Here is an 18,287-nt window from a genome sequence, read left to right on the forward strand (position 1 = left end):
ATATGCTGTAAGGTACATGCCATACATCTTACAGCATATACCATACAAATACTACAACGTATATTTCAATGCCAGATTGACAATGCGGCCTTCGAGTGGTGCCCAGATGGGGCGGAAACTTGGCTGGGTGATGGGGCCGCTGACAACGGTTTCGTAATTGGCCTGCTTAATGTTGAACAGGTTCTCACCATTCAAAACCAGCCGCCAGTGATCGCTGTAGTGATATTCGGCGGCTGCGGCAAAGAACCAGTAATTAGCTACTTTCTGATTGGCGTACAGGTATTGCGTGCCGACGTAACTACTCTCGATGCCAAACCGGAAATGCTCGTTTTCCCAGGCTAGCGTTGTCGAAAATTTGTCCTGTGGAGCCAGTGGCAGGTAGCTATTGTCACTGGCTCCGTCGCGTCGGGCGAGGGTATGGTTGTAGCCAAAATACAACTCATAGGCTTTGTACTCAAGTCGGACGTAGGTATCGGTTCCCAGACTGAACAGATTGTACGGTGCGTTGATCAGCTGCGTATACGCGCCGAGATTGCTGGACATGCTGGCAAACGCCGACACAACCGGCGAATTGACGTATGTGTAATAAAACGCCTGATCGACCTGTACCGAAAAACCATTTTCAAACGATCTGGAGTAGGCAACATCGATATTGGTCCCGACCGACCGTTCTGCTTTAACTGTGGTGACATCAATCGGTAACAGACGCGGGAAAATCAGGCTGACCATTGAGGCACCGGGTGTCTGGTTTACAAACAGGTTCGGTGTTTTGTAGCCCGTTCCAACGCTCAATCGTACTGTCCAGGGGTCCGATGGCTTGAGTTTGAGTGACAAACGGGGCAGTAGGAAATTACCGAACGTGTTGTGGTGATCGAAACGAAGTCCGGCCTGGATCGCTACGGTTTCGCCAACCTGCCAGTCGTCCTGCACGAAGGCACCGACCGTATTGTAGGTATAATCGACAAGGCGCGTGCTATCAGGGTTTTTTCGAAAGGCTTCGACTGTTAGGTTAGCCCCACTGATGAACTGGTGTTTACCGAATCGAACCAGGTCATTGGCTTCTAGATACACCGACGACTGCCGCCCGTCAGACAGTTTCTGGTAATCGGTGTTCTGGCGATGAAACGTGCTGACGGCACCCTTGACCGTTAGCGAATTACGTGCTGACGTATTGTGACTCGCGTTGAAATCGACGGTATGGCGTTGTAAATCAGTAACGTTTTGGTAGGCGTTGGGCATAGTTCCTTCCAGAGCGGGCAGATAACCACCCGCGCGGTGCTCAGTCGTAAAAGCGTAGCCAATATCTAGTTTGGTCCGGTCGGACGGGTTCCAGAAAAATTTGGGATGGAAATTAAATTGCTTTATTGCCGGGCTGTCGGTGAAGCCATCACCCGTTACATCTACTGCCTGCTGGTTCGTGTAGCCACTGAAGAGCGTGAGACCGGTTTTGCCGTAGCGCTGCGAGTAATAGGCATTGAGGTTGGTTTCTTTCAGGTTCGAGCGGTTGAGCAGTGCCGTAAACTCCGGTGTGCTGGACGTTGGTGATTTCGATACAATATTGATCATGCCGCCAATAGCACCGCCACCGTATAACGTCGATACGGACCCTTTCACCACTTCAATTTGCTTCAGATCCAGCGGGGGTATCTGCAATACGCCGAGATTACCCGAAAACCCTTCGTAAAGTGGCAGGCCATCCCGGAGGATCTGGGTGTATTTCGGGTCGAGTCCCTGCATTCGAATGGCCTGATTGCCGTTGACGGCTGATGTTCGTTGCACGTGAATGATTGAGATGTCGCCCAGAATGCTGCTCACGTTGCCCGGCACGACGGCACTTTCCTCGTCCATATCTTCCTGACCCAGTACTTCGACCTTGATAGGCAGATCATCAATGCGTGAATTGGTTCGAGTGGCGGTGACAGTCACTTCGTCAATGGATTCATCGGCAGCTTTAAGTCGAAACACAAGCGTATCGGCACCCAGTTGTATCGGGAATGATTCGGTCTTGTAGCCTACTGCGCTGACAGTAAGTGTAGTTATGGTTGCAGAGAACTCCGGCATGGTTGCTTTGCCTCGACCATCGGTAATCGTTCCAACGACCGGTTTGATCGATGTGGGTGTACGGATGGTTGCACCAATAACGGGCTCATGGGTCGTACTGTCCTCAACCTGGATGATACGGTTGGTTTGACCGAAAGCTGCGGCAATAAACAGCGTGAAGAACGTCAACAGAAAAAAAAGTCTCATTACATACAGCATTTTTCAGCAAGTAAAGACCCAATTATGAAGAGATTTTGAAGACGTTACACGCGTTGCTACCGTAGGCCAATCTGAAACGAATGTTTTTCCGCTGCGGAATCGTAGGTATACCCTATCGGTAAGCTATACCGATCACAGATCTGCTTCACCAGGGCCAGTCCCAGTCCTGTAGAATCCGGGCGGGCGGGATCTTTTACAAAACGAGTAAACAGCTGGCTTTCCGCAAATGGGAGTGGTCTCCCCGTATTACTGATAATGAGTGCGTTCGATAATAAGTCAATGGTGATACTACCGCCGGGAAGGCCATGCCGAACCGCATTTTTCAACAGGTTCGTCAATAAAACACCGGCTAGCTGGCGGTTCATCCGCTGGTATACGTTCGGAGCGATCGATGCGCTGAACTGCATTTGTTTATGCTCGAAAAACGGTCTGTATTCATCGGTATATTGACATACCAATGCACTCAAATCCAGCAGATCAGCACCGGAAAACTGATCATTTTCGACCTGCGTAAGCAGCAGCAGCGATCGGTTCATTTGGCTCAATCGGCTAAGTGCGTCGGTAGCACGTTGTAAATGAGCATGATCCGTTTCGGTCAATTGCTCCGATTGCATCAGTAACTCCAGCTCCGCCGAGGCAACGGCCAGTGGCGTTTGTAATTCATGCGACGCATTTTCCGTGAATTGCTTTTGCAATGAAAACTGGCGACGTACTTTCTGCGTCAGTTCCCGTAGTGATTGATTGAGCAAGCCAAACTCACGAATGCGACTTTGCGGAAATCCGGGATCGGTCGGCTGGTCGAGCTGGAAGCTCCCAAGCTGGTCGATGGTTGTGTAGAACGGACGCCATAATCGACGTGCCAATCCTAAACCAACACCAACTGACAGAGCCATCAGGATCAGGAAGCCAATGATAACGCCAAGTGACATTTCACGGGATAACTCGTTGAACTCGTGGTAAGGTAACCGAACCGTGATCTGGTACATTTGCCCGTTAACCAACGTCGTTGTGCTGAGTTGTCGAATGGGTTCGGGCCTGTTATTGGTCAATGAGTCCGCCAGCATAATGTCGGTAAACTCAGGCTGTTTAGCTGCCAATACGCGCTCGATATGAGGATTGTCGTCCCAGTTGGATAGAACTGTAACTGGCTGTGTCTGTAGTCGATGGATGGCTTGTTCAGCCTGGCTCGTCAGAATTTCATCGACTTCATACCGGATTTTTCGATGGATAAGCGTATAAAAGCCAACAGCTCCTGCCAGCGCAATGATAAACGCCGTAAGCAGCAGATAACGAGCCGTTTGACTAAGCAGACTCATGGTGTTCGGGTCGAGAAAATATAGCCCGCCCCGTAGCGCGTCTGGATGTAGTCGGGGCAACTTGCTGCCATAAGCTTCCGACGCAGGTTTTTGACGTGCGTATAAAGAAACTCATGCGAATCGGCGGCATCCATGGCATCACCCCAAACGTGTTCCGCAATCGCTGACTTCGACAGAAGACGCTCCGCGTTCGTGATCAGAAACAAGAGTAGTTCATACTCCTTCCCGGTCAGTTTAATGTCTCTGCCCCGTACGCTCACCCGCTGCTGATCGGGCCAGAGCGTGAGTTCTCCTGCCTGCACCGTTGCCTGACCGCCAAACAACCGCCTACGCAAAACCGACCGGAGTCGGGCATTGAGCTCGGACAGATGAAATGGCTTGGTCAGGTAATCGTCAGCGCCTGCGTCGAGGCCCGTCAACTTGTCGGATAGCGCATCTTTGGCCGTTACGACGATAATTCCAGCTGTAGACTGCTGGTTTTTCAGCGCACGAACCAGATCCAGGCCGTTACCATCGGGCAACATCAAATCGACCACAATACAATCGTAATCGTAGTCATGTGCCTTGGTAGCCCCCTGACGGAAAGTCTGTGCCGTCGTAACGGTATAACCTTCACCCTCAAGATAGTGACGAACAGCTGTTTGCAGGCCTGGTTCATCTTCGATCAAAAGAATCTTCATAAAGTTGGCTCAGACAGGCTCAGGCGCTTTGTACTAGTATTAATATACAGACAGCCGGAGTCTGTCTGAGCCGATACGTTACTGGCTCCACTCGGTTGGAGTCCGATCCCAGCGATGGCCTTTCAGCTCGTGCAGCACTTCCGGCGACAGACCACTACCGTCACTAACCGCCGTATTCGCTTCTACATTGCGCAACTGGCGCATACCGGGAATGGTCGTATGAACGTCAGGATTGCTCAGGATAAAACGCAGTGCCATTTCGGGCATCGTCATGCCAGCCGGAATCAATGGACGCAACGCATCGGCGTGGTCTACGCTGCTGTTGAGGTTTTCGGGCACAAAGTACGTTGACCGCCAGTCGTTTGCCGGAAATGTGGTCTCCTTGGTGAACGTGCCGGTCAGGGTGCCTTCATCGAAGGGTACGCGGGCAATTACGCCCAGGTTCAGTTTTTTACAGAGCGGGAACAGGTTATCTTCAGGGTTCTGGTCGAAAATATTGTAGATCACCTGTACCGCATCGATCAGGCCGGTTTGCAACGTGTTTAAGCAGTTGTCTGGCTCCCAGCGGTTTACTGAAATGCCCCACGCCCGGACCTTACCGTCCTGGGTGAGTTTCGTTATGGCTTCCTGCCAGTCGTCACGCTCCGCCCAGGCGTCTTCCCAGACGTGGAACTGCATCAGATCGATCGTATCGACGCCGAGGTTCTGCAAGCTTTTCTCCGTGTATTCAACAATGTAATCTGCCGGAAAAACGTCATCCAGTTTGAAGTCTGATTTAGAGGGCCAGATGCGGTTTTTTGGTGGAATTTTAGTGGCCGCATACAGTGTTTTTGCCGAATTTCGCTTTAGCAGATCACCCAGAATCTGTTCACTCAATCCGGAGCCATACCCCCACGCCGTATCGAAAAAATTGCAGCCACGCTCAACGGCGACGTCGAGGGCTTTTTCGATTTGTGAACGTTCGGAGCCGGTCCAGTCGGCAAGACCCCACATGCCGTAACCAATTTCAGAAATTTCCCAGCCAGTACGGCCGAATGTACGATAATTCATTTGTCAGGGTTTACGTTAGAAACGGAGACGCAAAGAACACGGAGATTTTTGACTAAACCCAACGTGATGCATGCCCTCGCTACGAAAAGAACTCGATTTAGTCCGTAAGGTTACCATTGATTTTCCGGTGGACGCCGTCTTGTACGCGTTCAACGTTAAAATTGATCCGAGGTCCCAATTTCAGGTGTGCCGTTCGGAGATAGGTCAGCAGCTGTAAGTGGTCGAATAGGATTAACGCGTGCACTGGCCCAAGCTTGCAGTATACCTCGATGCAGCGGCCTATTGTCTGGCGGCTTAGTGTATTACAAAATTCTTAGTTCACAGTTATGACGGTTTGGCGTAGTTTCACATAAAAATTCCCACGCGCAAAGAACACAGAGTTTTTTAGGTTAATTATCTCTGTGTTCTTTGTGTGTGGGAAAATAAAATGGAAATAAGCGTATGCTTGTTCGTATTGTACGCATGACATTTCAGGAAGATAAACTGGCTGACTTTCAGGCTATCTTCGATGCGTCAAAACACCTGATTCGGGCGTTTCCCGGAAATCGGTATCTTCAGCTTTTGCGCGATCCGGACAACCCGGCTGTGCGCATGACTTATAGCCTGTGGGATTCGGCGGAAGCACTCGAAAACTACCGGCATAGTGAGCTGTTCCGCACAACATGGGCTGCTACAAAAGTTCTGTTTACCGAACGAGCCGTTGCTTTTTCCGGCGAAAATCTGGAAACCGTACCGAGAATCGACATCGCCTGAGGCAACGGTCCATGAATGCTTACTTCGACCAAGCGGGCGCGGGTGTAGTTGAATCGAAAAGCTCGTCGATGTAGTAAGCCCGTCGCGACCGTTTGTCGCAAACGTCGTCCCCAATCGGATACCGACAGGTCGCATAAACCGCCACATCATCCGGATTCATCAGGCTTGTGTAGGCATGGTTTGAGAACCGGCTTGACTGATGCGCCCGACCGAGCAGGCAATGGCCCAGTTCATGAAACACCAGGCATTCGCGTTCGTTGGTGCTCGCTTTAGCCCAGCAAAAGTCATCCGGATTGATCGTAATGCGTGGCGTCTGACCAGCCTGTGCAAGGCAGGTTCCACACACGTCCTCGCTTTGTTGACTAGTTCCGAATGTTACGATCAGATTATCAATCGCCAGTGGGTTATTGCGTTTCTTGAGTTCATCCCGGAAGGATTGGATGTACGGCTCAACGTCAGCCGGAACAGCGTAGGTTGTAGCAGCTGGTTCCGTACGCTGACACCCGGTTAACAGCGTAAGAAAAAACAGAAGTAATCGTGTCCCTGGGCGCATCGGTAGTTCGATTAACCAATGAATCTACACTATCAATAGTCAATTGCTCATTCTTCTGAGTTCCTGGTTCGCCAGCCAGGCTACTACAGCCAGGCAAGCGCCAAACCAGGCAAAGGGTAATCGTAGATCAAGCAGCGATAAAGCGCCGAATACCAGTGTGGTTGTAAAGCTGGCCAGTCCCTGCAACGCCTGATTGATCCCAAACACTTCGCCCCGGTCTTCGTCGGTAGTACGCTGGGCCATCAAGCCTTCGATCAATCCCTGAATCAACGACAGCGTCAGGCAATCAATGGTGATCAGGATGTATAGCCAGACCATTGATGTACCAACCAGTCCATAGCTGCCTAACACGGGCGTTCCTACCAGAGCCAGCCAGAAAATGGCGCGTTGCTGGTTGATTCGATCGGCAATGTACGTATAGAAAACGTAACTGATAACAACGCTTAGCGCACCGAAATACATAAAAAAGTAAGACAGGTCTTTGGCGTCCATTTGCAGCTTGCCAAAACTCGCAAATACCACGAAATAGTTGTAATAGCCAACGCTGAACGTTAAGGCTAACTGCATAATGACCAGTTGCTTCAGCCCGACATGTTGTTTGTCTTTACTTGTCAGCCGACCCCAGAGTCGTTGCGCATTGAGGGATTGAATCAGTTCCGTTTTGAGGACCGAACGGGCAACGCCCGGCGGGTTAGGATGCGTCTCGCGGAGGGTCCAGCTCAGGATCATGTTCAGGCTCGATAACGAAACCGCCATGATCGCAATTACCTTGGCCTGATCGCCCTGCACGACATCGAACGTGGTGAGCAACAGACCCGATACTGCCGGGCCAATGACAAAGCCAAGCGAAATAATAGCACCTTCGATGCCGAGGTTCTTGAATAACTGATCTTTTGGCGAGATATCCGTAATGGCCGAACGAACTGTTGCATACATGCCATTGGTCGTGCCGTCGCTGATGCGGTTGGCGAAGTAAAAACCGACCCGAACGGGCAACAGAAAACAGTTGGCCAGGAAGGTACCGATGGCGGAGATGATAAAAATTGGCCGCCGACCATACCCGTCGGAGAGTTTACCGAGTAGGGGAGCCGAGAACAACTGCATACCCAGAAACAAAGCCGTGCCAATCGCCAGCCAAAGCTGTGGACGCTGAAGCCCTTTGACGAACTCGGGCAGAATAGGGCCTACCGCCGAGCCGACAATAACGTCGATCAGGATAATGGCGTAAATGTGAGGTAATCGAAAATCGCGGGTTGGTCGCGGATGCGGTTGCGGCATGAAGGTAAACGTATGGTGCCACTGGAAGAATAGGCCCCCAATGCTAAACCGCTAAAAAGTCATTCTGTAGAACTGGCACGTAAACGATTTGCCGAACTCCTGCATAGCGCGCTTGTAAGTCGGCTGAAAACCGTAACGCTCATAAAACTGCATTAGTTTAGGCCGTTTAGCGTCGGTTTCGAGCTGGAGCGTGTGAATATCCTGCTCCAGGCATTTAATCCGGCAAAAGTCAACGATCGAAGCAAACAGATTTTGGCCGTTGAAGGACCGTCTGATCGCCAATTTGTGAATAAAACCCGAGGTGTTGGCTGGAACATCAGGCCAGTAAATCGGATCTTCCCACTGTAGAATGAAAACAGCTGCGGGTTCCGGTCCATTGCCCCGGTCGGCATACATAACGTAAAGCTTATCGCGTGTGTAGTCGTCGATGAGGTTGTCAAGCGTGAGGTCATCAACCGACCAAAGTTCCCGGTCAGTATCGACGAGCCATTGACCGACTTCGCGCAGTATAGCTACTGCCAACGCTGGCTGGTCATTTCGGTAGGAGAATTGCATGGGTGAATCTATCACTTTTTCCCCAGTCCCGACCCGTCGTCTGTGACTTTACTTAATGGCGATACGCCGTTTTCGTCGAATGCCTCGATGGCAAAGTAATAGGGTACACCGACATTGAGCGCCCGGAGTTCGAAGGTGCTGGCTTCGTCGTTCCAGAACTGATAATTCTGATAGAGTTTATCCGGCGCAATGCCCCAGCGTATGTTGTAGCCAACGGCACCCGGCACTTTGCTCCACGACAGGTCGGCGTTGCGTTGGTCTTTCTGCCGTTTGGCGGTCAGCGTGGCGGGCGTCGCCGGGACGTTGCCGAACCCGTTGCCGAAGATACGGAACGCGTTGATGGCCAGATGCGGGCCCGCAACATAGACGTGTTCATACCGAACGTAGCGTGCTCGCGTTGGTTTCGCCAATTCGACATACGCCGAAGCCCGGTCGCGTTTGGGTTCTTTCGTAAGATCGGCGACAATTTCCCACTTCTTATTGTCCGTTGAGGTTAGGAGTTTGAACTGCGTATACACCGTTGAGTCGGAGTTGTAAATCGTCTGTTTATAGTCAATATAATCGACCTGAACCGCCCGAATTTCCCGTTCGGTCCCTAAGTCAGCGGTCAGGGTTTCGCCGGGTTTATTCTGAGCCGCCACCCAGAACGTACGCGGATTTTCGTCGGCCACATTAGCCGCTACCCGCACGGTATCGGTAGGGATGGCTAACGTTGACGAAGCAACGACCGGTTTTTTGTAGTTCAGGAGCATCCAGCCCGTAAACAACGCATCGCTGGCCATGCCGTTCTGATCGGGTATTTTCTGCGTGGCGAGGTAATGCGGGAAGTCGCCGAATCGGGTGTTGGCAAACATGTGATCATCTTTATCGAAACCCGCCGGATGCATAACGATCCGGCGCTCCATGCCCCAGTTGTAGCCGATCCAACTCGTACCCGTATTCCAGTAATTGCCAAAATTGTCCTGAAACGTGTTCCCATGCCCGCATCCCGTAGCGAAGCCCCCCGGCTTATAGGCAACCGGATTATAAGGCGCATAGTCAAACGGCCCCAGTGGGTCTTTGCCGACGTACGTGCCATTGCCGTACACATTGTATTCGGTGCCAGGCGCACCATATTGCAGGTAGTATTTGCCGTTGTGTTTTGTCATCCAGGCTCCCTCCGTGAACGGCTTGAAGGGGTCCGAGTGATTGTAGCCGAACCGTTCCCAGCCGTGTTGGTAAGGGTCGAGCCAGAGCATTGCTTTATATGCCTGTGCCGGGTTGTTCCCCGCGTAGGTCAGGTTTCGGCTCTTGTCCAGCTCCGCGCCAAAAATTGGATACACATTCGACGAACCCCAGTACATATACCACTTATCGGTATCGTCGTCATGGAACAGGGCCGGGTCCCAGGGGCCAATGTCTTTGGGAAGACGGGGAAGCCAGCGGTTATAAAAGGTAAGTTTGCCTTTTTCCGGCTCCGTCGAACTGAAAATGGGCCGCTGCTCAAACGTCGATTGGAACAGGTACAGGGTGTCGCGTACCGATAGGGCCGCCGGGGCACACATATCTTCCATCGGCCATTTATCGGGAACAATATAACGCCAGTTGATCAGGTCTTTCGAGTGCCACCAGCCACCCTGAATCGTGACGAACAGGTAGTATTCCTTTTTGTGATTGATGATGACCGGGTCTGCGCCGGAACGGTACGAAATCTTCTCGTTCAGTTGTTCGAAATTGTACCGATAACTGATATCCATCGGGTTACAATACGTTTTCTGCTGAGCAACGGACGGATAGACGCAGGAAGCGACCAGGAATAAAAAGAGCGTTAATCGCATGGAGCCGAAGTCATTATTCGGCAATAAAGATAAATTATTGGTAGTAAAATTTAATTTATGAATTGAGCCGTCCCATCAAAGACTAAGGCAGTGCTTCCGCATTAGCAAGTCGCGTGGCTAGATCCTCCGTAATCAGTTCCCGATTGATCATAACACCTGCCATGCTGCCGCTTGTTACAGCCGTGGATACCTGCCGCAACGGTGAACTGGTATCGCCCGCAGCAAAAACGCCCGCTACGTTGGTCTTGCCAAAGTTATCTGCGCTGATCACACCCGAGTCCGCAAGCGTACAACCCAACTGTTCGGCCAGATCGGTATGCTGCCGGAACGGCACGCGACTAAAAAGAGCGTCCAGTTCCTGAATCGATCCATCGGCAAAACGAAGGTTTGTCAGTTGACCATCCTGGTGATCGATGGCGGCAATGGTCGTTTCGACAAGGGGTATGCCGAGCTGGTTAAGGTCCTGCTGCTGGTCGGGTGTCAGCGTGGAAGGACCATTCGTGAATAGCGTCAACGTAGGACTCCAGTGTTGAATGTGTAAGGCCATCTCATACGCTGTTTCGCCATTGGCCAGTACTCCAAGCCGTTGACCGTGAGCTTCGTAGCCGTGACAATACGGGCAATGCAACACGGACCGGCCCCAGCATTCCGCGAAACCGCTGATTGGAGGCATGATGTCATACACGCCAGTGGCCAGTACCAGTTTACGTGACTGAACCTGTTGGCCGCCTGCCGTTTTTACCAAAAATCCAGCGGATTCAGCCTGCGCTGTTATGACCAGATCATCGATGAATGAAACGGTAGGGTAGTGGCGTACTTGTTCCTTCGCAACGGCGGCAATCTGAGCGGGTGTTTCGCCATCGCGGGTCAGGTAGCTGTGCGAGTGCGGGGTCTGGCGGTTACAGGGTTTCCCGCCATCAATTACGAGCACGCTGCGTAATGACCGGCCCAGCAGTAGAGCCGCACTTAGTCCCGCGTAGCTCCCACCCACAATGATGACATCAAATGAATCAACGGTTGAATACATAATCTGAAGAGGTTTTCAACAAAGCTACCTAATCGGGTGATTAAATGCAACATTGTTGCATTTAATCACCCGATTAGGTTATAGCCTGGTGGGCAATCACGAAGCTGGAGGTAAAACCTATTTATCCGCATTCACCGGCTCCACAATCGGCTTCGGCACTGAACTCGGTTTCGAGCGTAGCGTGGCCAATGTTGCGGTGTAACAAGCGATGCCGAACGTCGGCTTTTAGGGCCGTCTCGGCAGCATCCGACAAGCCCGGTTGCAGGACAAGATGCGCCGTAAGGGCGTTTTCGGTAGTGCTCATCGCCCACACATGAACGTGATGTACATCGCGCACGCCCGCAACAGCACGCAGGTCGGCGAGTACGGCGGGAAGATCAATCGTGGCCGGAACCCCATCGAGTGAAAGTCGTAAACTGTCGTTCAATAGTCGCCACGTCGAACCCAGAATAACGGCAGCGACCACCAGCCCGATAACGGGGTCGAGCCAGACCCAGCCGGTGTAACTGATGATGATGCCCGCAACCACTACGCCAAGCGATACCAGTGCATCGGCTGCCAGGTGCAGATAAGCGCCCTTGATGTTCAGGTCGTGGTCTTTGTCCCGGAAGAACAGGAGTGCCGAACCCGCGTTCACGAGAATACCAAATCCGGCGACCCAGGCAACCTGCCCCCCGGCAACGGGTTCAGGGTGGCGAAAGCGCTGGATGCTTTCCCATAAAATAGCCCCGATCGTAACCAGCAGAACAACCGCGTTGGTCAGGGAGGCCAGTACGGTGCTTTTACGATAGCCGTACGTGAAACTCGGCGTCTGACGAATGCGCGCCAGCCGGAAGGCCAGCAGCGAAAGTAACAGACCGGCTACGTCGCTGAGGTTATGACCCGCATCGGCAATGAGGGCCAGTGAGTTATAATAAACGCCCAGCGTAAATTCGACGGCTACATACACGGCGTTCAGGACGGCTCCAATGACCAGCGCCCTGTTCACCGACGTCAGAACTGTGGGTCCGTGGCTGTGTCCGGCGTGGCTATGTGAATGGTCGTGATGGTGTTCGTGCGCCATAAGTATACGTTCTGCTTACTAACGATTGGATGGGTGGAGTGGTTTCGAGATTTGGTACAACGACGGGTGATTTACGGTTTGTCGTTCCCCGGAGAAAGAATTGCAAACGCAATGTTTTCTTGTTTTTGCCGACCGAATCCAGTTAGTTTGCCGCAACGTTCTTTGTTTTCCGTCAAATTAGCTATCGGTTTTCCTGAGAGGTTCAGGAAATGAAAAAGGAATCGTGTGAGAATCACGAGCAGACGTTGCTACTGTCAGTGACCATTTAGAGAAGGGTTTGCCCTCGATGTCCATTGTCCCGCTACTGGGATGAGAAGGACGGCAGATACCGTCACAAGCCAGGAGACTTGCCTTTAGCTTTGCTGATTACGCCCACACGCGATTGGGCTTCATCAAGATTGACGTTCCTTTCATTACCTGCTTCGTTTCGAGGCCAGGTCGGGTATGTCGTGTTGGTAAAGTATTGATAATGAGTGGGCGTATGGAGTTCGGCATCGAACGCGATCAATCATTTTATCTTATTTACAACATGATCGCACACAATCTCGGCTATCCACGAATCGGTAGCCACCGCGAACTCAAACGGGCCAGTGAACAATTCTGGGCCCAGAAAATTACCCGTCAACAGCTGGAAGAGACCGGTCGGCGTATTCGACAGGACAACTGGCTGACGCAGCAGCAGGCTGGCATTACGCTGGTTCCCTGCAATGATTTTTCGTTCTACGATCAGGTGCTGGACATGTCGCTGACCGTTGGGGCGATTCCCGAGCGGTTTCGACCACTGGCCGGTCCGGATGATGACCGACTGACCCTGTACTTCGCCATGGCGCGCGGCTATCAGCAGAACGGTCTGGACCTGAAGGCGATGGAAATGACAAAATGGTTCGATACCAACTACCATTACATCGTACCGGAATTTACCGCCAACCAAGCATTCGAACTCGTTTCTGACAAGATTTTTACCGAATTTGACGAAGCCCGGCAAACGCTCGGTGTTACGCCAAAACCTGTGCTCATTGGGCCGGTGTCGTATCTGCTGCTCGGGAAAGAAAAAGAAGCGGACTTCGACCGGCTGGATTTACTGGATCGTCTACTGCCGGTTTATGAGCAGGTGCTGACTCGTCTACAGGCGCAGGGGGCTGACTGGGTTCAACTCGACGAACCGTGTCTATCGCTCGATCTGACCGATCAGCAGCGCGAAGCATTCGCCACGACCTACAACCGAATTCGGCGTCAATTCCCGCAGCTGAACCTACTCCTGGCCTCGTACTTTGAATGCTATGGAGCCAACCTGAATCTGGCCGTACAGTTGCCGGTCCATGCGCTTCACCTCGATCTGGTGCGTTGCCCAAGTCAGTTAGACGACATCCTGCAAACGGACTTCGTGTCGACCAAAACGTGCCTGTCATTGGGCGTTGTTGATGGACGGAACATCTGGATCAATGATCTGGAGCGTTCGCGAACCACGATTCAGCGGGCGGTAGTCGCGTTGGGTCAAGAGCGAGTATTGATCGCGCCTTCCTGCTCGCTGTTGCACGTTCCCTGCGACCTGAATTCGGAAATGCGTAACGAAGGGCTGACGCCCGAAATCAAGCAATGGCTGGCCTTTGCCCGGCAGAAACTGGATGAAGTAGCCACACTGGTTCGCCTGGTTAATGAGCCGGAAAACGAGCAGGTCGGTAACGTGCTGGCCAAAAATCAGGATGCCCTGAACGCCCGCCGATCCTCTGCCCTCATCAATCGGCCCGCGGTACGGGCCCGGTTAAACGCACTGACTGAGCAGGATGCTCAACGCGGAGCCGCCTTTGCGGAACGGCAGGCACTTCAGCATGAGCGGTTGCAACTACCCCTGTTTCCGACGACGACGATTGGCTCATTTCCGCAAACGGATGCCGTTCGGACCAACCGGTCTACGTACAAAAAGGGCGAACGGACACTCGACCAGTACGAAAAATTTATTCGGGTCGAAACCGAACAGGCGATCCGGTGGCAGGAGGAAATTGGTCTGGACGTGCTGGTTCACGGCGAATTTGAGCGTAACGACATGGTTGAATATTTCGGCGAATTGCTCGACGGGTTTGCCTTCAGCGACAACGGCTGGGTGCAGAGCTACGGCTCCCGCTGCGTGAAACCGCCGATCATCTACGGAGATGTGCACCGCCCCGCCCCAATGACTGTACGCTGGTCGGCCTATGCGCAATCGCTGACCGACAAGCCGGTCAAGGGGATGCTTACGGGTCCGGTTACGATTCTGCAATGGTCGTTCGTGCGCGATGATCAGCCGCGTCGGGATACCTGTCTGCAAATCGCACTGGCCATTCATGATGAGGTCGTTGATCTGGAAAAAGCCGGTATTCAGCTTATACAGATTGATGAACCCGCGCTGCGTGAGGGTCTTCCGCTGCGTCGCGAAAACTGGGATGCTTACCTGAACTGGGCCGTTATGGCCTTTCGGGTGGCGGCTTCGGGCGCGCAGGATCATACGCAGATTCATACGCACATGTGCTACGCGGAGTTCAATGACATCATTCACTCGATCGCCGATCTGGATGCCGACGTGATTACAATTGAAACGTCCCGGTCGCAGATGGAGTTGCTGGATGCGTTTGCGCGTTTCGCCTATCCCAACGAGATTGGACCGGGCGTTTATGACATTCACAGTCCACGGGTGCCCACGGTCGATGAGATGGTTGAGCTGTTACAACAGGCGACAACGGTCCTTCCAGCCCGTAATTTATGGGTGAATCCAGACTGTGGCCTGAAAACCCGTCGGTGGCCCGAAACGAGCCTGGCGCTGAAAAATATGGTCCAGGCTGCCCAAACCGTCCGCGAATTAGTTACAGAGTCAGTATAATGACTCACGGCCTTCTGCCGTTCAACCGGCAGAAGGCTTTAACTACCGTTAACATGGACTTTTGCGGAGTATATGACAAGCAGCTTTCGAAGCAACCCCAGCCCGTCTTTACTACGCCTTTGTGGGGTGGCTGGGAATTCAGGCCAAAACCGGATCTGCTGGCAGGCACCGCAGGCTGGATGGCGCTGGCCAAGTCACATGACTGGGATTTGCCCGCTGCCATTCGTCATGATTTACTCAGTGGTGACTGGGCGGTTGTCGTAACCGATCTGCAACAAATCATTCAGTACGTCAATCCACAATTCGAACGGATGACGGGTTATGGCAGCCACGAAACCGTTGGCCGACGACCCGACTTTTTGCAGGGTACATCGACCGATCCTGTGTCGAAACAGCGGATTCGGAAAGGGCTGGAACGGAAAAAAATAGTCATAGAACGAGTACTCAATTACCGCAAGAACCAGGACGCGTACTGGTGCCATATCGTTATCCGACCGATCGTGAACCGCCAGAAGCAGATCGTTAATTTTATCGCTTTTGAACAGGAAACCGAATTCGATGAGTCAGTTATCGGCCACTAGCAAGCACGAACATACGGCTTGCCCCCGTTGCCAGCGCACGTTCGAATGCCGCGTGGGTAGCATTAACCTGTGCCAGTGTCAGACGCTTACGCTGACCGAAGAGCAACGGCATTATGTTAGCTCACTGTATCAGGGGTGTCTCTGCGCCGACTGTCTGCACAGCTTACGAACGGATTATAACCAACTTACTCACCAGACTAAGGTAAACCAATTACTGCATGGGCATTGACCAGACAGATTCTGTTGCTGAACGAATTCTAACCGCCGAAACGCGCATATTCAAAGCGGTATTTCCCAGTACGACGAACCACTACGACACGCTTTTTGGCGGAACGGCGCTGCAATTGATGGACGAAGTGGCCTTCATTACGGCTACCCGGTTCTCACGCAAGCGAATGGTAACGGTGTCGTCCGATAAAATCAATTTTACGAAATCAATCCCGGCCGGAACGATCATTGAACTCGTTGGGCGCGTCGATCACGTCGGAAACACCAGCATTCGCATTGCCGTCGAGATATACGTCGAAGAAATGTATTCGATGGAGCGTCATCAGGCCATTCACGGTACGTTTACGTTCGTGGCACTTGACGAAGACAAAAAACCAATCCGCATTTTGTAAACCAGAAAAGTCCGGTAACCGGAGCTTATGTATTACAAAGCCAGTACATCCTTAAAAAAAGCCGACACGGAGGGACGGGTTCCCCAACACACACTGGGTCAATATGTTCGTAGCGAATTGTCCAGCCAATTGATAAAGGCGCTTAGGCCCCATTTGCCAATTAGCCGTCTTGACCAGTCCGGCCACATCGCCAATCAGAATACCGTCGATTTTACGACGGAACTCGTTTGTCTGGAACCGAACCAATGGCAGCGACTCAAGGAATCGCTGAACGGACACCTGAACCTGCTACCCACCGCCCAGCAACTCGTCATTCGACAGCTTATTGCTGAGGTCGATCATGAATAAACAGTAATCGCTTTAAGAGAAGGGCCCTTGGGCCTTTTTTTATGCCCGACTTCTGGTAAGTTTGATCCGTACGTCGATCACCGGTGTTTTTATTTTTCTTTTTGCAACAATGTTGCAAAAAGAAAAATAGTCTTTAGATTTGCCCCATGGCAAGTCAACCTATCTCCTCGGAAGTACGTAAGGCAATTGATCCGCGCTTACCGGTTACGGTATTAAGCGGTTTTCTGGGCGCTGGAAAAACTACACTGCTCAATCATATTCTTCACAACCGGCAGGGCCTCAAAGTCGCGGTTATTGTGAACGACATGAGTGAGGTCAACGTCGACGCTGAACTCGTTCGGCAGGAGGGAACCCTGTCGCGGACGGAAGAGAAGCTAGTGGAGATGTCGAATGGCTGCATCTGCTGCACCCTGCGTGAAGATTTGATCATTGAGGTTGAAAAACTGGCGAACGAAGGTCGGTTCGATTACCTGCTTATTGAGTCATCAGGTATTTCGGAGCCCCTGCCCGTCGCCCAGACGTTCACGTTTCAATCCGATGATTCGGTAGCGGACGCGCAAAAAGTCGATCTGTCGCGCTTCGCTCGGCTGGATACGCTTGTGACGGTAGTCGACGCCTTCAATTTTCCCCGCGACTTCGGCAGCATCGATACCGTTAACGACCGTGAATTGAACCGGGGCGCCGGACCGTCAGACGCGACCGATACCCGAACCATTGTCAATCTGCTGACGGATCAGATCGAGTTTGCCGACGTCATTATTTTAAACAAAACGGATCTGCTTAGCCGCCAGCAAGTGGGTGAACTAAAAGCGATTCTGCATACGCTTAACCCTAAAGCCCGGCTGATTGAAAGTCAGTTTAGTAAAGTCGATCCGGCGGAAATTTTAAACACAGGTCGGTTCAATTTTGACGAAGCGTCGCAGTCGGCGGGGTGGATTCAGGAGTTACTGAATCAGAAAAATGGGCAGGGACATACCCCTGAAACCGAAGAGTACGGCATCTCGTCGTTTGTTTTCCGTGACCGGCGACCCTTTCACCCCGTTCGTTTCTGGCATTATTTGAGCGAAAATTTTCCCGCTGGTATCATGCGGAGCAAAGGCCTGTTCTGGCTGGCATCCCGGCCCAATGATGCGCTGAACTTTAGTCAGGCCGGTGGGAGTTTGCGGGCCGAAGCCGCCGGAGTCTGGTGGGCCTCGATGCCATTTAGCCAGCGTGTTCAATACGGTTCCTTTCTGGAAAATCAGAAGTCGATCGAGTCACGCTGGCACAAGCGGTTTGGTGATCGGCAAAATGAGCTGGTCATCATCGGGCAGGATCTGAACGCCGACCGGATCACGAACGAATTGCAGGATTGTCTGTGTACCGAGCTGGAATTGAAGCACATGGAGATGGGTGGCATCTTCAAAGACCCGTTTCCCGTCTGGAAATAAGGGTAGCTGTCAGGCGTCAGGTAAGTGGTAAATCGTTGTTCATAACCGTCTGCATCCTGTGTCTTTCACCATACATCACTACGTCTTTTGTTGCGGGAGGGAG

General features: G+C 52.1%; 17 protein-coding genes and 1 riboswitch. Of the genes, 7 read left to right on the plus strand and 10 right to left on the minus strand.

Features of this window, described 5'->3' with window-relative positions:
- Nucleotides 1-51: 51 nt before the first annotated feature.
- From GK091_RS08095 to GK091_RS08110, 4 genes are all read right to left on the minus strand, one after another.
- The gene (locus GK091_RS08095) at nucleotides 52-2,247 is read right to left on the minus strand and encodes a TonB-dependent receptor (protein WP_164036138.1); all 2,196 of its coding nucleotides are present in this window, start codon (nucleotides 2,245-2,247) and stop codon (nucleotides 52-54) included.
- 68 nt (nucleotides 2,248-2,315) lie between these two features.
- Complete coding sequence (locus GK091_RS08100; protein ID WP_164036141.1) at nucleotides 2,316-3,575, minus strand: sensor histidine kinase; 1,260 nt, start codon at nucleotides 3,573-3,575, stop codon at nucleotides 2,316-2,318.
- Nucleotides 3,572-4,255: a response regulator transcription factor gene (locus tag GK091_RS08105; RefSeq protein ID WP_164036143.1), complete on the minus strand. Its 684-nt coding sequence runs from the start codon at nucleotides 4,253-4,255 to the stop codon at nucleotides 3,572-3,574. The genes GK091_RS08100 and GK091_RS08105 overlap by 4 nt, the downstream gene beginning before the upstream one ends.
- A 78-nt stretch (nucleotides 4,256-4,333) precedes the next feature.
- Complete coding sequence (locus GK091_RS08110; RefSeq protein WP_164036145.1) at nucleotides 4,334-5,305, minus strand: aldo/keto reductase; 972 nt, start codon at nucleotides 5,303-5,305, stop codon at nucleotides 4,334-4,336.
- 441 nt (nucleotides 5,306-5,746) lie between these two features.
- On the opposite strand from GK091_RS08110, the gene GK091_RS08115 reads away from it, so the two are divergent.
- Entirely contained in the window at nucleotides 5,747-6,058 is a 312-nt protein-coding gene (locus GK091_RS08115) for a putative quinol monooxygenase (RefSeq protein WP_164036148.1), read from the plus strand.
- Nucleotides 6,059-6,077: 19 nt separating this feature from the next.
- Here the strand turns inward: GK091_RS08115 and GK091_RS08120 are convergent, their stop codons facing one another.
- The 6 genes from GK091_RS08120 to GK091_RS08145 all read right to left on the minus strand — a co-directional run bounded on the left by GK091_RS08120 (nucleotide 6,078) and on the right by GK091_RS08145 (nucleotide 12,351).
- On the minus strand, nucleotides 6,078-6,611 hold the full coding sequence (locus GK091_RS08120; protein WP_164036150.1) for a hypothetical protein: 534 nt from the start codon (nucleotides 6,609-6,611) through the stop codon (nucleotides 6,078-6,080).
- Nucleotides 6,612-6,650: 39 nt separating this feature from the next.
- Nucleotides 6,651-7,889, minus strand: coding sequence for an MFS transporter (locus GK091_RS08125; RefSeq protein WP_164036152.1), 1,239 nt, complete (start codon nucleotides 7,887-7,889; stop codon nucleotides 6,651-6,653).
- 51 nt (nucleotides 7,890-7,940) lie between these two features.
- Nucleotides 7,941-8,444: a GNAT family N-acetyltransferase gene (locus tag GK091_RS08130; protein WP_164036154.1), complete on the minus strand. Its 504-nt coding sequence runs from the start codon at nucleotides 8,442-8,444 to the stop codon at nucleotides 7,941-7,943.
- A gap of 11 nt (nucleotides 8,445-8,455) precedes the next feature.
- A complete protein-coding gene (locus GK091_RS08135; protein ID WP_164036156.1) occupies nucleotides 8,456-10,261 on the minus strand; it encodes a family 43 glycosylhydrolase in 1,806 nt (601 codons plus the stop codon).
- An 82-nt stretch (nucleotides 10,262-10,343) separates the two neighbouring features.
- Nucleotides 10,344-11,288: an NAD(P)/FAD-dependent oxidoreductase gene (locus GK091_RS08140; RefSeq protein WP_164036158.1), complete on the minus strand. Its 945-nt coding sequence runs from the start codon at nucleotides 11,286-11,288 to the stop codon at nucleotides 10,344-10,346.
- A gap of 121 nt (nucleotides 11,289-11,409) precedes the next feature.
- Nucleotides 11,410-12,351, minus strand: coding sequence for a cation diffusion facilitator family transporter (locus GK091_RS08145; RefSeq protein ID WP_164036160.1), 942 nt, complete (start codon nucleotides 12,349-12,351; stop codon nucleotides 11,410-11,412).
- A 168-nt stretch (nucleotides 12,352-12,519) separates the two neighbouring features.
- Nucleotides 12,520-12,720: riboswitch (cobalamin riboswitch) on the plus strand.
- A gap of 160 nt (nucleotides 12,721-12,880) precedes the next feature.
- Between GK091_RS08145 and metE the strand changes: the two genes are divergently transcribed.
- The 6 genes from metE to GK091_RS08175 all read left to right on the plus strand — a co-directional run bounded on the left by metE (nucleotide 12,881) and on the right by GK091_RS08175 (nucleotide 18,184).
- A complete protein-coding gene (metE, locus tag GK091_RS08150; RefSeq protein WP_164036162.1) occupies nucleotides 12,881-15,205 on the plus strand; it encodes a 5-methyltetrahydropteroyltriglutamate--homocysteine S-methyltransferase in 2,325 nt (774 codons plus the stop codon).
- A complete protein-coding gene (locus GK091_RS08155) occupies nucleotides 15,205-15,786 on the plus strand; it encodes a PAS domain-containing protein (RefSeq protein WP_246202171.1) in 582 nt (193 codons plus the stop codon). Before metE ends, GK091_RS08155 begins: the two co-directional genes overlap by 1 nt.
- On the plus strand, nucleotides 15,764-16,015 hold the full coding sequence (locus GK091_RS08160) for a cysteine-rich CWC family protein (RefSeq protein WP_164036165.1): 252 nt from the start codon (nucleotides 15,764-15,766) through the stop codon (nucleotides 16,013-16,015). The genes GK091_RS08155 and GK091_RS08160 overlap by 23 nt, the downstream gene beginning before the upstream one ends.
- Nucleotides 16,005-16,406 carry an acyl-CoA thioesterase gene (locus GK091_RS08165; protein ID WP_164036167.1) on the plus strand — a complete coding sequence of 134 codons (402 nt, stop codon included), beginning with the start codon at nucleotides 16,005-16,007 and terminating at the stop codon, nucleotides 16,404-16,406. The genes GK091_RS08160 and GK091_RS08165 overlap by 11 nt, the downstream gene beginning before the upstream one ends.
- Nucleotides 16,407-16,433: 27 nt before the next feature.
- The gene (locus GK091_RS08170; RefSeq protein ID WP_164036169.1) at nucleotides 16,434-16,754 is read left to right on the plus strand and encodes a hypothetical protein; all 321 of its coding nucleotides are present in this window, start codon (nucleotides 16,434-16,436) and stop codon (nucleotides 16,752-16,754) included.
- A gap of 146 nt (nucleotides 16,755-16,900) precedes the next feature.
- Nucleotides 16,901-18,184, plus strand: coding sequence for a GTP-binding protein (locus GK091_RS08175; protein WP_164036172.1), 1,284 nt, complete (start codon nucleotides 16,901-16,903; stop codon nucleotides 18,182-18,184).
- The last annotated feature ends 103 nt before the right edge of the window (nucleotides 18,185-18,287 follow it).

It is taken from the genome of Spirosoma agri, from assembly GCF_010747415.1.
Classification (GTDB): Bacteria; Bacteroidota; Bacteroidia; order Cytophagales; family Spirosomataceae; genus Spirosoma; species Spirosoma agri.